The sequence below is a fragment of the Micrococcus sp. Mcc89 genome, from assembly GCF_024519795.1.
Classification (GTDB): Bacteria; Actinomycetota; Actinomycetes; order Actinomycetales; family Micrococcaceae; genus Micrococcus; species Micrococcus luteus.
This window is the reverse complement of the sequence record NZ_JALJRI010000026.1, coordinates 39,469-53,146: the sequence shown is the minus strand read 5'-3', so window position 1 is coordinate 53,146 and position 13,678 is coordinate 39,469. Positions and strand designations below refer to the sequence as shown.

General features: G+C 73.0%; 16 protein-coding genes. 11 read left to right on the top strand and 5 right to left on the bottom strand.

Annotated elements, in window-relative coordinates:
- From sufD to NR072_RS03195, 3 genes are read left to right on the top strand one after another with little or no spacing between them, the layout of a single operon-like run.
- On the top strand, positions 1–1,239 hold the full coding sequence (sufD, locus tag NR072_RS03205) for a Fe-S cluster assembly protein SufD (RefSeq protein ID WP_256836105.1): 1,239 nt from the start codon (positions 1–3) through the stop codon (positions 1,237–1,239).
- Between the two features lie 46 nt (positions 1,240–1,285).
- Positions 1,286–2,050, top strand: coding sequence for a Fe-S cluster assembly ATPase SufC (sufC, locus tag NR072_RS03200; RefSeq protein ID WP_036315253.1), 765 nt, complete (start codon positions 1,286–1,288; stop codon positions 2,048–2,050).
- A gap of 1 nt (position 2,051) precedes the next feature.
- The gene (locus NR072_RS03195) at positions 2,052–2,378 is read left to right on the top strand and encodes a metal-sulfur cluster assembly factor (RefSeq protein WP_002855327.1); all 327 of its coding nucleotides are present in this window, start codon (positions 2,052–2,054) and stop codon (positions 2,376–2,378) included.
- A gap of 108 nt (positions 2,379–2,486) precedes the next feature.
- Here the strand turns inward: NR072_RS03195 and NR072_RS03190 are convergent, their stop codons facing one another.
- Complete coding sequence (locus tag NR072_RS03190; protein ID WP_256836104.1) at positions 2,487–3,434, bottom strand: neutral zinc metallopeptidase; 948 nt, start codon at positions 3,432–3,434, stop codon at positions 2,487–2,489.
- Positions 3,435–3,556: 122 nt separating this feature from the next.
- Here NR072_RS03190 and abc-f point away from each other — a divergent pair, with 122 nt between their 5' ends.
- Positions 3,557–5,155 carry a ribosomal protection-like ABC-F family protein gene (gene abc-f / locus NR072_RS03185; RefSeq protein ID WP_095347727.1) on the top strand — a complete coding sequence of 533 codons (1,599 nt, stop codon included), beginning with the start codon at positions 3,557–3,559 and terminating at the stop codon, positions 5,153–5,155.
- Positions 5,156–5,185: 30 nt separating this feature from the next.
- Here abc-f and NR072_RS03180 read toward each other — a convergent pair whose 3' ends face one another.
- Genes NR072_RS03180 through NR072_RS03170 form a run of 3 tightly spaced genes read right to left on the bottom strand, consistent with a single transcriptional unit; the run spans position 5,186 to position 6,935 of the window.
- The gene (locus NR072_RS03180) at positions 5,186–6,103 is read right to left on the bottom strand and encodes an SURF1 family protein (RefSeq protein WP_256836103.1); all 918 of its coding nucleotides are present in this window, start codon (positions 6,101–6,103) and stop codon (positions 5,186–5,188) included.
- Entirely contained in the window at positions 6,100–6,471 is a 372-nt protein-coding gene (locus tag NR072_RS03175; RefSeq protein WP_036336831.1) for a hypothetical protein, read from the bottom strand. The genes NR072_RS03180 and NR072_RS03175 overlap by 4 nt, the downstream gene beginning before the upstream one ends.
- On the bottom strand, positions 6,468–6,935 hold the full coding sequence (locus tag NR072_RS03170) for a DUF3099 domain-containing protein (RefSeq protein ID WP_036336833.1): 468 nt from the start codon (positions 6,933–6,935) through the stop codon (positions 6,468–6,470). The genes NR072_RS03175 and NR072_RS03170 overlap by 4 nt, the downstream gene beginning before the upstream one ends.
- 171 nt (positions 6,936–7,106) lie before the next feature.
- On the opposite strand from NR072_RS03170, the gene NR072_RS03165 reads away from it, so the two are divergent.
- Both NR072_RS03165 and NR072_RS03160 read left to right on the top strand, forming a co-directional pair.
- A complete protein-coding gene (locus tag NR072_RS03165; protein ID WP_036336835.1) occupies positions 7,107–7,853 on the top strand; it encodes a beta-ketoacyl-ACP reductase in 747 nt (248 codons plus the stop codon).
- 37 nt (positions 7,854–7,890) lie between these two features.
- Positions 7,891–8,649 (top strand): SDR family oxidoreductase, encoded by a 759-nt coding sequence (locus NR072_RS03160; protein ID WP_115261112.1) that lies wholly within the window; start codon positions 7,891–7,893, stop codon positions 8,647–8,649.
- Between the two features lie 73 nt (positions 8,650–8,722).
- Here NR072_RS03160 and serB read toward each other — a convergent pair whose 3' ends face one another.
- On the bottom strand, positions 8,723–9,559 hold the full coding sequence (serB, locus tag NR072_RS03155; protein ID WP_256836102.1) for a phosphoserine phosphatase SerB: 837 nt from the start codon (positions 9,557–9,559) through the stop codon (positions 8,723–8,725).
- A gap of 86 nt (positions 9,560–9,645) precedes the next feature.
- Between serB and NR072_RS03150 the strand changes: the two genes are divergently transcribed.
- From NR072_RS03150 to NR072_RS03130, 5 genes are all read left to right on the top strand, one after another.
- Positions 9,646–10,470: an ABC transporter ATP-binding protein gene (locus NR072_RS03150; protein ID WP_044658934.1), complete on the top strand. Its 825-nt coding sequence runs from the start codon at positions 9,646–9,648 to the stop codon at positions 10,468–10,470.
- Positions 10,467–11,312 (top strand): sulfite exporter TauE/SafE family protein, encoded by an 846-nt coding sequence (locus NR072_RS03145; RefSeq protein WP_041103831.1) that lies wholly within the window; start codon positions 10,467–10,469, stop codon positions 11,310–11,312. Before NR072_RS03150 ends, NR072_RS03145 begins: the two co-directional genes overlap by 4 nt.
- On the top strand, positions 11,305–12,147 hold the full coding sequence (locus tag NR072_RS03140) for an RNA methyltransferase (protein ID WP_256836101.1): 843 nt from the start codon (positions 11,305–11,307) through the stop codon (positions 12,145–12,147). The genes NR072_RS03145 and NR072_RS03140 overlap by 8 nt, the downstream gene beginning before the upstream one ends.
- A gap of 109 nt (positions 12,148–12,256) precedes the next feature.
- Positions 12,257–12,514: a type B 50S ribosomal protein L31 gene (locus tag NR072_RS03135; RefSeq protein ID WP_036336843.1), complete on the top strand. Its 258-nt coding sequence runs from the start codon at positions 12,257–12,259 to the stop codon at positions 12,512–12,514.
- Positions 12,515–12,617: 103 nt separating this feature from the next.
- On the top strand, positions 12,618–13,676 hold the full coding sequence (locus tag NR072_RS03130; protein ID WP_256836100.1) for a biotin/lipoate A/B protein ligase family protein: 1,059 nt from the start codon (positions 12,618–12,620) through the stop codon (positions 13,674–13,676).
- Positions 13,677–13,678 lie beyond the last annotated feature (2 nt).

Sequence of the window (13,678 nt, the reverse complement as noted above, 5' to 3'; positions counted from 1 at the left end):
ATGACCGACACCGTGGAGAACACCCAGCGGACCATGATCCCGGGCATGGGCGAGGAGGGCGAGAAGCTCACCGTCGCACAGAACCCGGCTGCCCGGGCCGGGGGCCGGGAGCGCAACGCCGCGGGCTCGCGCGCCGATCGCCTCAGCTCCTTCGAGCTGTCCGACTTCCCCGTGCTCACGGGGCGCGAGGAGGACTGGCGCTTCACCCCGCTCAAGCGCCTGGGCGGGCTGCACCTGCCCCAGGGCGACGACGCGCGCCTGACCGGTGCCGCCCCCGCCGTGACCGTGGCCGAGCAGGCCGGCGTCACGGTGGAGACCGTGGCCCGCGACGACGCCCGCGTCGGCTCCGTCCTGACCCCGGACGACCGCGTGTCCGCCGCGGCCTGGAACTCGGTCTCCGAGGCCACCGTCGTGACGATCTCCGGTGAGGTCGCCGAGCCGGTGCGCATCGACGTCGTCGGCTCCTCGGCCGACCCGGCCGCGATGCACCTGACCGTGCTCGTGGAGGAGAACGCGCAGGCCGACGTCGTGATTGCCCACCGCGGCACCGCCGTGCTGGCCCAGAACGTCGAGTTCGACGTGCGCCGCGACGCCCGCCTGAACGTGGTCGCGCTGCAGGCCTGGGAGGGCGATGCCGTGCACGTCTCGGCCCAGCAGGCCTCGGTCGCCACGAACGCGCACTTCAAGCACGTGGCCGTGTCCTACGGCGGCGGCGTGGTGCGGCTGACCCCGACCGCGCGGTTCGCCGCGGCGCGCGGCGAGGCCGAGATGTACGGCCTGTACTTCGCCGACGCCGGTCAGCACCTCGAGAACCGCCTGTTCGTGGACCACAACCAGCCGGACTGCGTCTCCAACGTGCTCTACAAGGGCGCCCTGCAGGGCACGGACGCGCGCACCGTGTGGGTGGGCGACGTGCTGATCCGCAAGGAGGCCGAGGGCACGGACACGTACGAGAAGAACCAGAACCTGCTGCTCTCCGACGGGGCGCGCGCGGACTCGGTGCCGAACCTGGAGATCGAGACCGGCGTGATCGAGGGTGCGGGCCACGCGTCCGCGACCGGCCGCTTCGACGAGACCCAGCTGTTCTACCTGATGGCCCGCGGCATCTCCGAGACCGAGGCCCGCCGCCTGATCGTGCGCGGCTTCCTCAACGAGATCATCCAGAAGATCGGCATCGGCGACGTCGAGGACGAGCTGACCGCCGTCATGGAGGACGAGCTGCGCATCGCGCAGCTCTGACCGACGCCCCGCAGACCCCACCGCCTTCCACCTGAGGAGAACCACCATGGCAACCCTGCAGATCACCGACCTGCACGTGCAGATCGCGACCGAGAACGGCCCCAAGGAGATCCTGAAGGGCCTCTCCCTGACCATCGAGACGGGCGAGACCCACGCGATCATGGGACCGAACGGCTCCGGCAAGTCCACCCTGGCCTCGACCATCGCCGGCCACCCGCGCTACGAGGTCACCTCCGGCTCCATCACCCTCGACGGCGAGGATGTGCTGGAGATGAGCGTCGACGAGCGCGCGCAGGCCGGCCTCTTCCTGGCCATGCAGTACCCCGTGGAGATCCCGGGCGTCACCATGACCAACTTCCTGCGCACCGCCAAGACCGCGCTCGACGGCCAGGCCCCCTCGCTGCGCACCTGGACCAAGGACGTCAAGGGCGCCTTCGAGGCCCTGCAGATCGACCCGGCGTTCATGAACCGCAACGTCAACGAGGGCTTCTCCGGCGGCGAGAAGAAGCGCGCCGAGATCCTCCAGCTCGAGCTGTTCAAGCCCACGTTCGCGATCCTCGACGAGACCGACTCCGGCCTCGACGTCGACGCGCTGCGCATCGTCTCCGAGGGCGTCAACCGCGCCCAGGCGCAGAACGAGATGGGCACCCTGCTGATCACCCACTACACGCGGATCCTCAACTACATCAAGCCGGATCACGTGCACGTGCTGGTGGACGGCCGCGTCGCCGAGTCCGGCGGCCCGGAGCTCGCCGAGCAGCTCGAGGCCGAGGGCTACGCCCGCTTCGAGAAGGCCGCGGCGGGGGCCTGAGATGACGGAGACCACGAACCAGGCGCCCACGGAGGACATCCGTGAGGCCCTCAAGGACGTGATCGATCCGGAGCTGGGCGTCAACGTCGTGGACCTGGGCCTGCTCTACGGGCTGCACTACGCCGACGACGGCGCGCTGCTCGTGGACATGACCCTGACCACCGCGGCCTGCCCGCTCACGGACGAGATCGAGGACCAGGTCTCCCGCGCGATCGGCACCATGGTGGACGAGTGGCGGCTGAACTGGGTCTGGATGCCCCCGTGGGGCCCCGAGCGGATCACCGAGGACGGTCGCGACCAGATGCGCGCCCTCGGCTTCAACATCTGATCCGGCCCGGACCACGACGGCGGCCCGTCACCTTCTGCGTGAAGGTGACGGGCCGCCGTCGTGGTGGGGGAGTGCGGACGGGCCCGCAGGCGCCCCGGGGCTCCCGGCTCAGATGTCCAGGGAGGAGGCCCGGAACGTGTCGCACTGACGGATGTCCGGCTCCTGCTGGGAGCTCTGGTAGCCGCGCATGAACCAGGCCATGCGCTGCTCGGAGGTGCCGTGGGTGAACGCCTCGGGGTTCACCCGGCCGGTGTGGGTGGACTGGATGCGGTCATCGCCCACGGCGGAGGCCGCGTCGATGGCCTGGCGCAGCTGGCCCTGCGAGATCGGCTTCAGGAACGGCGCACCGGACTCGGGGTCCACGGTGGAGGCGGCGTGCCCGGCCCACATGCCGGCGAAGCAGTCGGCCTGCAGCTCCGCGCGCACGGCGCCGGAGGTCGGGCCGGTGGTCCCGTCCTTCGAGTGCTGCAGGTACCCGGTGACCTGCTGGACGTGGTGGCCGTACTCGTGCGCCACGATGTACTCCTCCGCCAGCGGTCCGCCCTCGGCGCCGAAGTCGGTCTGCAGCGTATCGAAGAACGCGGTGTCGAAGTACATGGACTCGTCCGCCGGGCAGTAGAACGGGCCCGTGGCCGAGGAGGCGCTGCCGCAGCCGGTGCTCACGCCGCCCTGGAACAGGGTGAGCTGCGGCTGGCGCCACTGGATGTCCGAGAACTGCGCGAGGTACTCGCCCCAGAACTCGTCCGCGGCCTCGGTGGTCGCGATGACCCGGCAGTCCGTGTTCTGGTTGGCGTCCGCACCGCTGGCGCACTCCTCGTCCGAGAGGGGCTGGCTCTGGCCGCCCGAGCCCGTCTGCTGCTGGTACTGGCTCTGGCCGACGGACCCGCCACCCGTGTCGATCCCGAGCTGCTCGGCCAGCCCGGGCGCGAAGATCGCGAGCAGCACCGCGAGCAGGCCGCCGCCACCGCCGATGGCGATGCCCCGGCCCCCCAGCCCGCCGCCACCGCCCGATCGGGCCCGGCCGGCGTCGATCTGCACGTTCTCGTTGAAGCTCATGGGGCCAGAGTGTAGACGGACTAGACTGGCCCGGCACCGCGCTGGCCCCCGCCCGTCGAGATCGGCCGGGACCTGCCGATGCACCCCTGTTCTTCCCTCGACCCCTGGAGTCTGACACCCCCATGCTGACCGTCACCGATGTCGAACTGCGCGTGGGCGCCCGTCTCCTCATGGACGAGGTGAACTTCCGCGTGGACAAGGGGGACAAGGTCGGCCTCGTGGGGCGCAACGGCGCCGGCAAGACGACGCTGACCAAGGTGTTGGCCGGCGGCGGGCAGCCCACGGCGGGCGCCGTGACCCGGACCGGGCGCATCGGCTATCTGCCCCAGGACCCCAAGGTCGAGGACATGGACCAGTCCGGCCGCGACCGCATCCTCTCCGCCCGCGACCTGGACCAGACCATCCGGCGCATGCGCGAGGCCGAGGCCGGGATGGCCGCCGTCGACGACGCCGAGCGGGAGCGGGCGATGAACCGCTACTCCCGTCTGGAGGCGGAGTTCGAGGCCCGCGGCGGCTACGCGGCCGAGTCCGAGGCCGCCCGGATCACGTCCAACCTCGGCCTGCCGGACCGCGTCCTGGACCAGCCGCTGCACACCCTCTCCGGCGGCCAGCGCCGCCGCGTGGAGCTCGCCCGCATCCTCTTCTCCGACGCGGACATCATGCTGCTGGACGAGCCCACCAACCACCTCGACCACGACTCGATCGTGTGGCTGCGCGACTACCTGAAGACCTACTCCGGCGGCCTCCTGATGATCTCGCACGACGTGGAGCTCATGGAGATGACCGTGAACAAGGTCCTCTACCTGGACGCGAACCGGCAGACCATGGACGTCTACAACATGACGTGGAAGAACTACCTCGCCCAGCGCCAGCAGGACGAGGCGCGCCGCCGCCGGGAGTTCGCCAACGCGGAGAAGAAGGCCTCGGCCCTCATGGCCCAGGCCGAGAAGATGCGTGCCAAGGCGACCAAGGCCACCGCCGCGCAGAACATGATCAAGCGCGCCGAGCGGCTCATGCGCGGCGTCGAGGGCGAGCGCGCGGTCGACCGCGTGGCCGCGATCCGCTTCCCCACCCCGCAGGCCTCCGGCAAGACGCCGCTGCGCGCCGAGAACCTCTCCAAGTCCTACGGCTCGCTCGAGATCTTCACGGGAGTGGACCTGGCGATCGACCGCGGCTCGCGCGTGGTGATCCTGGGCTACAACGGCGCCGGCAAGACGACGCTGCTGCGCATGCTTGCCGGGGAGGAGACCCCGGACACCGGCGAGGTCCAGGCGGGCCACGGGCTCAAGCTGGGCTACTTCGCCCAGGAGCACGACACCCTGGACCAGGACGCGTCGGTCCTGGACAACATGCGCCACGCCGCCCCGCAGCTCGGCGACACCCAGGTGCGCACGCTGCTCGGATCGTTCCTCTTCCAGGGCGACGACGTCGACAAGCCCGCCCGCGTCCTCTCCGGTGGCGAGAAGACCCGCCTGGCGCTGGCCACGCTCGTGGCCTCGAGCGCGAACGTGCTGCTGCTGGACGAGCCCACGAACAACCTCGACCCCGCCAGCCGCGAGGAGATCCTGAACGCGCTGCAGCAGTACGAGGGCGCCGTGGTGCTCGTGACCCACGACGAGGGCGCCGTCGAGGCGCTCGACCCCGAGCGCGTGGTGCTGCTGCCGGACGGGGTCGAGGACCTCTGGAACGACGACTACAGGGACCTCATCACCCTCGCCTGAGTGCGCGGGCCGCCGAGGCGGAGGGCGGGCTCAGTCGAAGAGCGCGTCCTCGGCCTCCTCGTCCGTGAGCCGCCCGTCGCGCCGCCGCCGGGCCGGCTTGGCGCGGGGGACCCGGTGCGCGGAGAGCAGCCCCTCGTCCGCGGCGTCGTCGAGGGCGTCGGCCCGGTCGTTGCGGGCGCGCATCCACGCGGAGTACCCCCACACCCCGAAGCCCATGGCCGCGAACAGGTACCACTGGATCGCGTAGGACAGGTGCGGGCCCTCGTCGAGGGTGGGCTCGACGAGCTTCTGCGGCATCGGCTCCACCGCCGGGTCCTCCGTGACCATGATCCCGTAGGCAGTTCCGGCCACGGGCCCGCCCACGGTGTCGGCGATCTCGGCGAGGTCGATCGAGGGCACCTGACCGTCCGGGGCGTCGCGGTCCAGGGCCGGCTCCCCGGGCTTGACCCGCACCACGACCTCGGCGTGGCCGGCGGGCGGGGCCGGCACGGCGTCCGGCTGACCCGGACTGTTGCCCACCGGGAGCCAGCCGCGGTCCACCACGACGACGGGGCCCTCGTCCGTCCGGAACGGCACGAGCACCTCGTAGCCGGGCTGGCCGGCCCGGGGGCGGTTGCGGACGATGAGCGTCTCGTCGACGAGGTACTCGCCGGTCAGTGTCACGGGCGTCCACTCGTCGTCGGTCTGGAACGCGGTGAACAGCCGGGAGGCCTCGGCGAACGGAACCGGGTCGTCGTCGTAGTTCTCCAGGACGCGGTTGACGCGGTGCTGGACCTCCACGCGGCGGTCCCACTGCCACTGCGCGAGCGCATGGCACAGGAACGCGAAGAGGACGCACACCACGAAGCCGAGGATCCACGGGCCGGTGGCGAGGAAGCCGAAGCGCAGGGCAGGAAGGCGTTCGGCGTCGCGGGCGGTCGGGTCCGTCATGGGGGCGGGGGTGCTCATGGGCGCGGGGGCTCCTGCGGGGTCTCGGGCGTGTCGACCTCGGGCGCCTGCGTGGCGGCCGGATCGAGCGGGCGGGAGCGCCGCAGGAAGCCGCGGGCGCTCAGGAAGTCGTCCAGGAAGGGCCGATGGTCCGTGCAGGCCAGCCAGGTCTTCACGCGGTCCGGGGCGTGGACGCGCGGGTTGTTCCACTCCAGGGCCCAGGCGGCCTCCGCGGTGCAGCCACGACGCGAGCAGACCGGCCGCTCGGGCCCGTCCACGGCGGCGTGCGGGGATCGGGCAGTGGAGGCACCGGCGGCGGGGTCAAGGCGGCCGGACGCGAGGGCGCCCAGCAGGTCCATGCCCGGCTCACCCGGGACCGCGCCGATCACGCGCCGCCCCGTCCGGGCAGGCCGGGACCGCCGGCGGACGAGGACCCTCGGCCCAGCGCCCGTGGCGCACGGTCGCGCGGGTCGTCCACGAGGTCGCCGGTGAGCACGACCGGCTCGGGCGCCGCCGCGTCGTCGGGGCGGGGGGTCAGGGCCGGTCCCTGGGCGGGCACGGCGCGCAGGGTGCCGGCCTGCTGCGGGCCGGTGTTGTTCACGCGCACGACGGCGACGTAGGGCAGCACGACCGCGCCGAGGATGAACCCGAGCTGCCACCAGCCGTGGGTGAAGAGCGCGGCGACGAAGCAGGCGGTGCGGACCAGCATCTGGACCAGGTAGACCCTCATGCGCGCCTCCCGGTCCGCGCTGCGGCCGGCGGCGGCGGTGGTGACCCCCTGGACCTCCGGTGTCGCCCCGCGCCCGGCGTGGGCGGGACGGCCGGCTCGGGAGCCGGCGGCGGAGCTGGTCATGGCGCATCCTCCTGGCACGTCGCGCCCTGCGGAGGGCCCCCGCGCGGCCGCGGACGTAGAGTGGTGGTTCACATGCCGGCGCGCCCGCCGTCGGCGGCGTCCCGCAGGACGGCGTCGACGGCGCCGCGCCGGTGCTCCAGTCTAGTCCCGTCCCGTCCGGAAGGTGTTCCCATGGCCGATCAGACCACCACGCCCGCAGCGGACGCGCAGGCCGCCGGCCGCAGCGTCCTCGTCACGGGGGGCAACCGCGGCATCGGCCTGGCCATCGCCCGGGCATTCGCCGCGAACGGCGACCGCGTGGCCATCACCTCCCGCTCGGGGGAGGGGCCGGAGGGGGTCCTCGCGGTCCGGGCCGACGTGACGGACGCGGCCTCCGTGGACGCGGCCTTCCGCGAGGTCGAGCAGGCCCACGGCCCGGTCGAGGTGCTCGTGGCCAACGCCGGGATCACCCACGACCAGCTGCTGCTGCGCATGTCCGAGGATGACTTCACCTCGGTGATCGACACGAACCTCACCGGCGCCTTCCGCGTAGTGCAGCGCGCCACCAAGGGCATGATGCGCCTGAAGCGCGGCCGCATCGTCCTGATCTCCTCCGTGGTGGGCCTGCTCGGCTCGCCCGGCCAGGTCAACTACGCCGCCTCCAAGTCCGGCCTCGTCGGGATGGCCCGCTCGATCACGCGCGAGCTCGGCGCGCGCGGCGTGACCGCGAACGTCGTGGCCCCCGGCTACATCGACACCGAGATGACGCAGTCCCTCGACGACGAGCTCAAGGCCCAGTACAAGACGTCCATCCCGGCCGGCCGCTTCGCCGCCCCGGAGGAGGTGGCCGGCGTCGTGCGCTGGCTGGCCTCGGACGAGGCCGCGTACATCTCCGGGGCCGTGATCCCCGTGGACGGCGGCCTGGGCATGGGCCACTGACGACCACCGACCGCTGAGCAGACAGGAAGCACAGAACATGACCGAGCAGGACCTGGCCGGACGCGGCGTCGTCGTCACCGGCTCCTCCCGCGGCATCGGAGCCGCCACCGCCGAGCTGCTGGCCGCCCGCGGCGCGGGCGTCGTGGTGAACTACCGCCAGAAGGCGCCGCGCGCGAACAAGGTGGTGCAGAAGATCGAGGAGGCCGGCGGCCGCGCCGTGGCCGTGGGCGGCGACGTGACCGTCGCCGAGGACCGGGCCGCGCTGCTGGACGCCGCCGTGGAGCACTTCGGCTCACTCGACGTGCTCGTGCTCAACGCCTCGGGCGGCATGGAGTCCCAGTTCGGCGAGGACTACGCCCTGAAGCTCAACCGTGACGCCCAGGCCGCGCTGGCCGACGCCGCGCTGGAGCGCATGGGCGCCGGCGGGCAGATCGTGTTCGTGACCTCCCACCAGGCGCACTTCATCGACGAGGTCGCCACCATGGACTCCTACGAGCCCGTGGCCCGCTCCAAGCGCGCCGGCGAGGACGCGCTGCGCGAGCGCATCCCCGCGTTCACGGAGAAGGGCGTGGGCTTTGTGGTGGTCTCCGGCGACATGATCGAGGGCACCATCACCGCCACCCTGCTCAACCGCGCCGAGCCCGGTGCCATCGAGGCCCGCCGCGAGGCCGCCGGCAAGCTCTACTCGGTGGAGGAGTTCGCCGCCGAGATCGCCTCTCTCGTGGGCCGCGACGACCTCGAGGTCGGCCACACCGAGCTCGTGGGCGGCGCCGAGGACTTCCTCGGGCAGAACTGAACCGCACCACACCCCTGACCACGAGGGCCGGATCCGTGGGATCCGGCCCTCGTGGCATCTCGGCTCGGGCGGCTCAGAGACCGAGGAGCCACCGCAGGGGGGTGAAGGAGGGCACGTCGACGACGACGTCCGCGTGCTTCCGGAGGATCGGCTTCGCGCACAGGGCCACGCCGCAGCCGGCCGCCTCGAGCAGGTCGATGTCGTTGGCGCCGTCGCCCACGCCGACGGCCTGCTCGGGGGAGAACCCCGCGTCCTCGGCCCAGGCACGCAGCATGGCGGCCTTCGCCGCGCGGTCCACGACGTCGCCGGGCACCTTCCCGGTCAGGTGCCCGTCCCGCACCTCGAGCTCGTTGGCGCAGTAGGCGTGCACGCCCCACGCTTCGGCCAGCGGGGCGAGCACCTGCGTGAAGCCGCCCGAGACGGCGCACACCCGGCCGCCGGCCGCGGTGACGGCCTCGATCAGCGCGAGGGCTCCCTCGGTGGGCCGGATGGCCCGCACCACGTCCGCCACGACGCCCACGGGCAGCCCCGCGAGCGCCTCGACGCGCGCGTGCAGCGAGGCGGCGAAGTCGAGCTCGCCGCGCATCGCCCGCTCCGTCACCTCGGCGACCTCGGCCTCGCGGCCGGCATGGGCGGCGAGCAGCTCGATGACCTCCTGCCGGATCAGCGTGGAGTCCACGTCCGTCACCACGAGGGGCGCCGGCACGGCGGCGACCGCCGCCGGCAGCGTGAGCACGTCCCACCCGGAGCCCGGCTCCGGGGCCGCCGCCCACTCGTCCGCGGCGAAGCGCCAGCCCAGCAGGCCGTCGTCGGTGAGCCGCTCGGCGTCGTCGGGCACGCCGGCCGGGGGCGCGTCCGTGACGAGGAGGGCGGGGTCGGCGGTGACGACGAGGCGGCGCAGGGTGCTCATGCGCGGCATCCTAGGCGGGGGTGCGGGCGCGGCCGGGCGTGCGTCGCATCGGCGACGCGCCGGCCGGCCGGACTAGGCTGGCCCCCATGACCACCCCCGCGCCTCCCGACGACTGGTTCCTCCCGGATGAGGACGCCGTGCTGCAGATGCGCCGCGTGCGCGTGCGCCGCGGCACCACCGACATCCTCGGCCCCCTGGACTGGACGGTCCGCGCGGGGCAGCGGTGGATCGTGATGGGCCCGAACGGCGCCGGCAAGTCGACGCTGCTCCAGCTGGCCGCGGCCCGCCTGCACCCGACCGCCGGCGACGTCGGTGTGCTGGACGAGGTGCTCGGCGCCGTCGACGTGTTCGAGCTGCGCCCGCGCATCGGCCTGTCCTCCGCCCAGCTCGCCGCCCAGGTGCCCGCGAACGAGACCGTGCAGGACGCCGTCGTCACCGCCGCCTACGGGATCACCGGCACGTGGCGCGAGCGGTACGAGACGGAGGATCGCGCCCGCGCCCTCGGCCTCGTCGCGACCTGGGGGCTCTCCCGCCTCGCGCACCGCGCGTTCGGCACCCTCTCCGACGGTGAGCGCAAGCGCGTGCTCATCGCCCGCGCCCTGATGACCGACCCCGAGCTGCTCCTGCTGGACGAGCCCGCCGCAGGCCTGGACCTCGCCGGGCGGGAGGACCTCGTGCGCCAGCTGACGGCGCTCGCCACGGACGAGGACGCGCCCGCGCTGATCCTCGTCACGCACCACCTCGAGGAGGTGCCCCCGGGCTTCACCCATGCGCTGCTGCTGCGGGACGGCGGCGTCGTGGCGGCCGGGCCCATCGAGTCGACGCTCACCGAGGAGCACCTCTCCGCGGCGTTCGGCACGGACCTGAAGGTGACGCGCACCGGCGGTCGGTACACCGCCGTGGCCCGGTGACGGGGCTGCTGACCGCGCAGCTGCTGGGCATGGACCTGTGGCAGGTCCTGCTCGTGCTGCTCGCGGGGTTCTGGGCCGGCACGATCAACTCGGTGATCGGCTCGGGCACGCTCGTCACCTTCCCGACGCTCGTGGCGGTCGGGTTCCCGCCCGTGACGGCCCAGGTCTCCAACGCGATGGGCCTGGTGGCCTCGGGCTTCTCCGGCACGTACGGGTACCGCCGCGAGCTGGCCCAGTCCCGGGCGCTCCTGCCGAAGCTGACCGTCGCGTCCCTGCTCGGCGGGGTCATCGGCGCCGCCCTGCTCACCACGCTGCCCCCGGCCGTGTTCGGCTACGTCGCGCCGGTGCTGCTCGTGGTGGCCCTGACGGTCGTCGTGCTGCAGCCGCGCATCCAGGGGTGGGTCCGGCGTCGGGCGGAGGACCAGGGACCGACCCCCGGCGCGGACTCTCCCGTGCCGGTGGGCCCCGTGACCCCGACGCTGTGGACGCTCGTGTTCCTGACCGGCATCTACGGCGGCTACTTCGTGGCCGCCCAGGGCGTCATGCTCATGGCGATCTTCGGCGTGCTGCTGGTGGGCGGCACCCTCGTGCACGCCAACGCGGTGAAGACGTGGCTGTCGCTGGTGGTCAACCTCACCGCCGCCGCGTTCTACCTGGTCTTCGCCTTCGACCGCATCGACTGGCGGGCCGTCCTGTTGATCGCGCTCTCCTCGCTCGTGGGCGGGCTCGTGGGCGCGCGGATCGGCCGGCGCATCTCGCCGACGGCGCTGCGCGTCACCATCGTGATCGTGGGCCTGGCCGGGCTGGTGGTCATGGTGATGCGGCAGGTCTCGGGTGGGTGAGGTCGGGACCCGCGAGGTGCGCCTGGAGCGGATCGAGGACCTCGCGGACCCCCGCCTGGCCCCCTACACGACCATGACGGACGCGGCGCTGCGCCGTCGCGTCGACGCCGAGCACGGCGTCTTCCTCGCCGAGTCCTCCCAGGTGGTCCGCCGCGCGCTGGACGCCGGACACACCCCGCGCTCCTTCCTGCTGGGGGACCGCTACCGCGGGTCCTTCGCGGACGTGCTCGCCGCCCATCCGGACGTCCCGGTCTTCACCGGACCCGACGACGTGCTCGAGGCCCTCACCGGCTTCCACCTGCACCGCGGCGCCCTGGCCGCGATGGACCGCCCCGCACCCCGGCCGCTCGCCGACGTCCTCGCGGGCGCCCGGCGCGTGCTCATCGCCGAGGACGTCGTGGACCACACGAACCTGGGTGCCGTGGTGCGCTCCGCCGTCGCCCTCGGCTGGGACGCGCTGCTGCTCACCCCGCAGGCCGCCGACCCGCTGTACCGGCGCGCCATCCGCGTCTCGATGGGCACGGTGTTCCGCCTGCCGTGGGCGCGCCTGCCCGGCCCGGTCGCCGCGTCGCTGCCCGCGCTGCGGGCGGCCGGGTTCGCGGTGGCCGCCCTCGAGGTGACGGACCGCGCCGTGGGCCTGGACTCGCCGGAGATCGAGCCGCTGCGGACCGCCGAGCGCCTGGCCCTCGTCCTCGGCCAGGAGGGGCCGGGGGTCCGGCCCGAGACCCTCGCCCAGACCGACGCCGACGTCGTCATCCCCATGCCCGACGGCGTCGACTCACTGAACGTGGCCGCGGCCGCGGCGGTCGCGCTGTGGGAGCTGCGCGCACGCTGACCGGCCCGGGTGCGGTAGAGTGGGCGGCTGGCCCGCCGTCCGGCGGACCCCCTGACCACACCTCTCGCGCCCCTGGTCCCAATCAGGCGGCTGAAACGAAGGATGCACCATGAAGTCTGAGATCCACCCGGATTACCGCTACGTCATCTTCAACGACCTCGCCTCCGGTGAGAAGATCCTCACCCGCAGCACCGCGAACTCCGAGAAGACCGCGGAGTGGACCGATGGCAACACCTACCCGGTGATCGACGTCGAGATCTCGGCCGCCTCGCACCCGTTCTACACGGGCAAGCAGCGCATCATGGACACCGCCGGCCGCGTCGAGCGCTTCAACGCCCGCTTCAAGGGCTTCGGCGGCAAGAAGTGACCGCGGCGGCCTGAGCCGCGCGCCCACCACGACGACGGGCCCCGCGCCCCCGGAGCGATCCGGGCGGTGCGGGGCCCGTCGCGTCGCCCGTAGGCTGGCGGGCATGACGACTCTCCACGGTGAATACAAGGTGATCGGCGGCAAGCTGGTCGCGGCGGACCTGAGCCTCGCGGACGGCCGGATCGCGACCGCCAGCATCAACGGTGACTTCTTCCTCGAGCCGGACGAGGCGCTCGAGGACCTCAACGCGGCGGTGACCGGGCTGTCCGCGGACGCCGAGCATCGCGTCATCCGGGAGGCCGTCGAGCGGGGTCTGCGACCCGAGGCCGAGCTGTTCGGCGTGGACGCCTTCGCGGTGGCCTCGGCCGTGCGTCGGGCCCTCGGCAAGGCGACCACGTGGGGGGACCACGAGTGGGAGGTCATCGGGCCGGAGCCGATGCCGATCGCGCTCACCGTGGCCCTGGACGAGGTGCTCACCCGGCAGGTGGCCGAGGGACGTCGCAAGCCGACCATGCGCCTGTGGCAGTGGAACGAGCCGGCCGTGGTGATCGGCGCCTTCCAGTCGCTCGCCAACGAGGTGGACCCCGAGGGGGCGCGGCGGCACGGCATCAACGTGGTGCGGCGGATCTCCGGCGGCGGCGCGATGTTCATGGAGGCGGACAACTGCGTCACGTACTCGATGCACGTCCCGTCGTCGCTGGTCGACGGGCTGGAGACGGCGGAGACCTACCCGTTCCTGGACGAGTGGACCATGGACGCGCTCTCCCGACTCGGCGTGCACGCGTTCTACCAGCCGCTCAACGACATCGCCACGGACCAGGGGAAGATCGGCGGCGCCGCGCAGAAGCGGGTGGGCACGGCCGGGCTGCTGCACCACGTGACGATGAGCTACGACATCGACGCGGACAAGATGCTCGAGGTGCTGCGCATCGGCCGGGAGAAGCTGCGCGGCAAGGGCGTGACCTCGGCGAAGAAGCGCGTGGACCCGCTCCGGCGCCAGACCGGCGTCTCCCGCGCCGAGATCTGGGAGACCATGATGACCACCTTCGAGGAGCGCTACGGCGCCCGCCGCGTCGAGCTGGACGAGGCCACCCGTGAGGAGGCCGAGCAGCTGGCCCGCACCAAGTTCGCGACCCCGGAGTGGACCGCGCGGGTGCCCTGAGC

Excerpts from the sequence above, each read along its gene's own strand:
- sufD (WP_256836105.1), top strand. The coding sequence starts at position 1 with ATGACCGACACCGTGGAGAACACCCAGCGGACCATGATCCCGGGCATG.
- sufC (WP_036315253.1), top strand. The coding sequence starts at position 1,286 with ATGGCAACCCTGCAGATCACCGACCTGCACGTGCAGATCGCGACCGAG.
- NR072_RS03195 (WP_002855327.1), top strand. The coding sequence starts at position 2,052 with ATGACGGAGACCACGAACCAGGCGCCCACGGAGGACATCCGTGAGGCC.
- NR072_RS03190 (WP_256836104.1), bottom strand. The coding sequence starts at position 3,434 with ATGAGCTTCAACGAGAACGTGCAGATCGACGCCGGCCGGGCCCGATCG.
- abc-f (WP_095347727.1), top strand. The coding sequence starts at position 3,557 with ATGCTGACCGTCACCGATGTCGAACTGCGCGTGGGCGCCCGTCTCCTC.
- NR072_RS03180 (WP_256836103.1), bottom strand. The coding sequence starts at position 6,103 with ATGAGCACCCCCGCCCCCATGACGGACCCGACCGCCCGCGACGCCGAA.
- NR072_RS03170 (WP_036336833.1), bottom strand. The coding sequence starts at position 6,935 with ATGACCAGCTCCGCCGCCGGCTCCCGAGCCGGCCGTCCCGCCCACGCC.
- NR072_RS03165 (WP_036336835.1), top strand. The coding sequence starts at position 7,107 with ATGGCCGATCAGACCACCACGCCCGCAGCGGACGCGCAGGCCGCCGGC.
- NR072_RS03160 (WP_115261112.1), top strand. The coding sequence starts at position 7,891 with ATGACCGAGCAGGACCTGGCCGGACGCGGCGTCGTCGTCACCGGCTCC.
- serB (WP_256836102.1), bottom strand. The coding sequence starts at position 9,559 with ATGAGCACCCTGCGCCGCCTCGTCGTCACCGCCGACCCCGCCCTCCTC.
- NR072_RS03150 (WP_044658934.1), top strand. The coding sequence starts at position 9,646 with ATGACCACCCCCGCGCCTCCCGACGACTGGTTCCTCCCGGATGAGGAC.
- NR072_RS03135 (WP_036336843.1), top strand. The coding sequence starts at position 12,257 with ATGAAGTCTGAGATCCACCCGGATTACCGCTACGTCATCTTCAACGAC.
- NR072_RS03130 (WP_256836100.1), top strand. The coding sequence starts at position 12,618 with ATGACGACTCTCCACGGTGAATACAAGGTGATCGGCGGCAAGCTGGTC.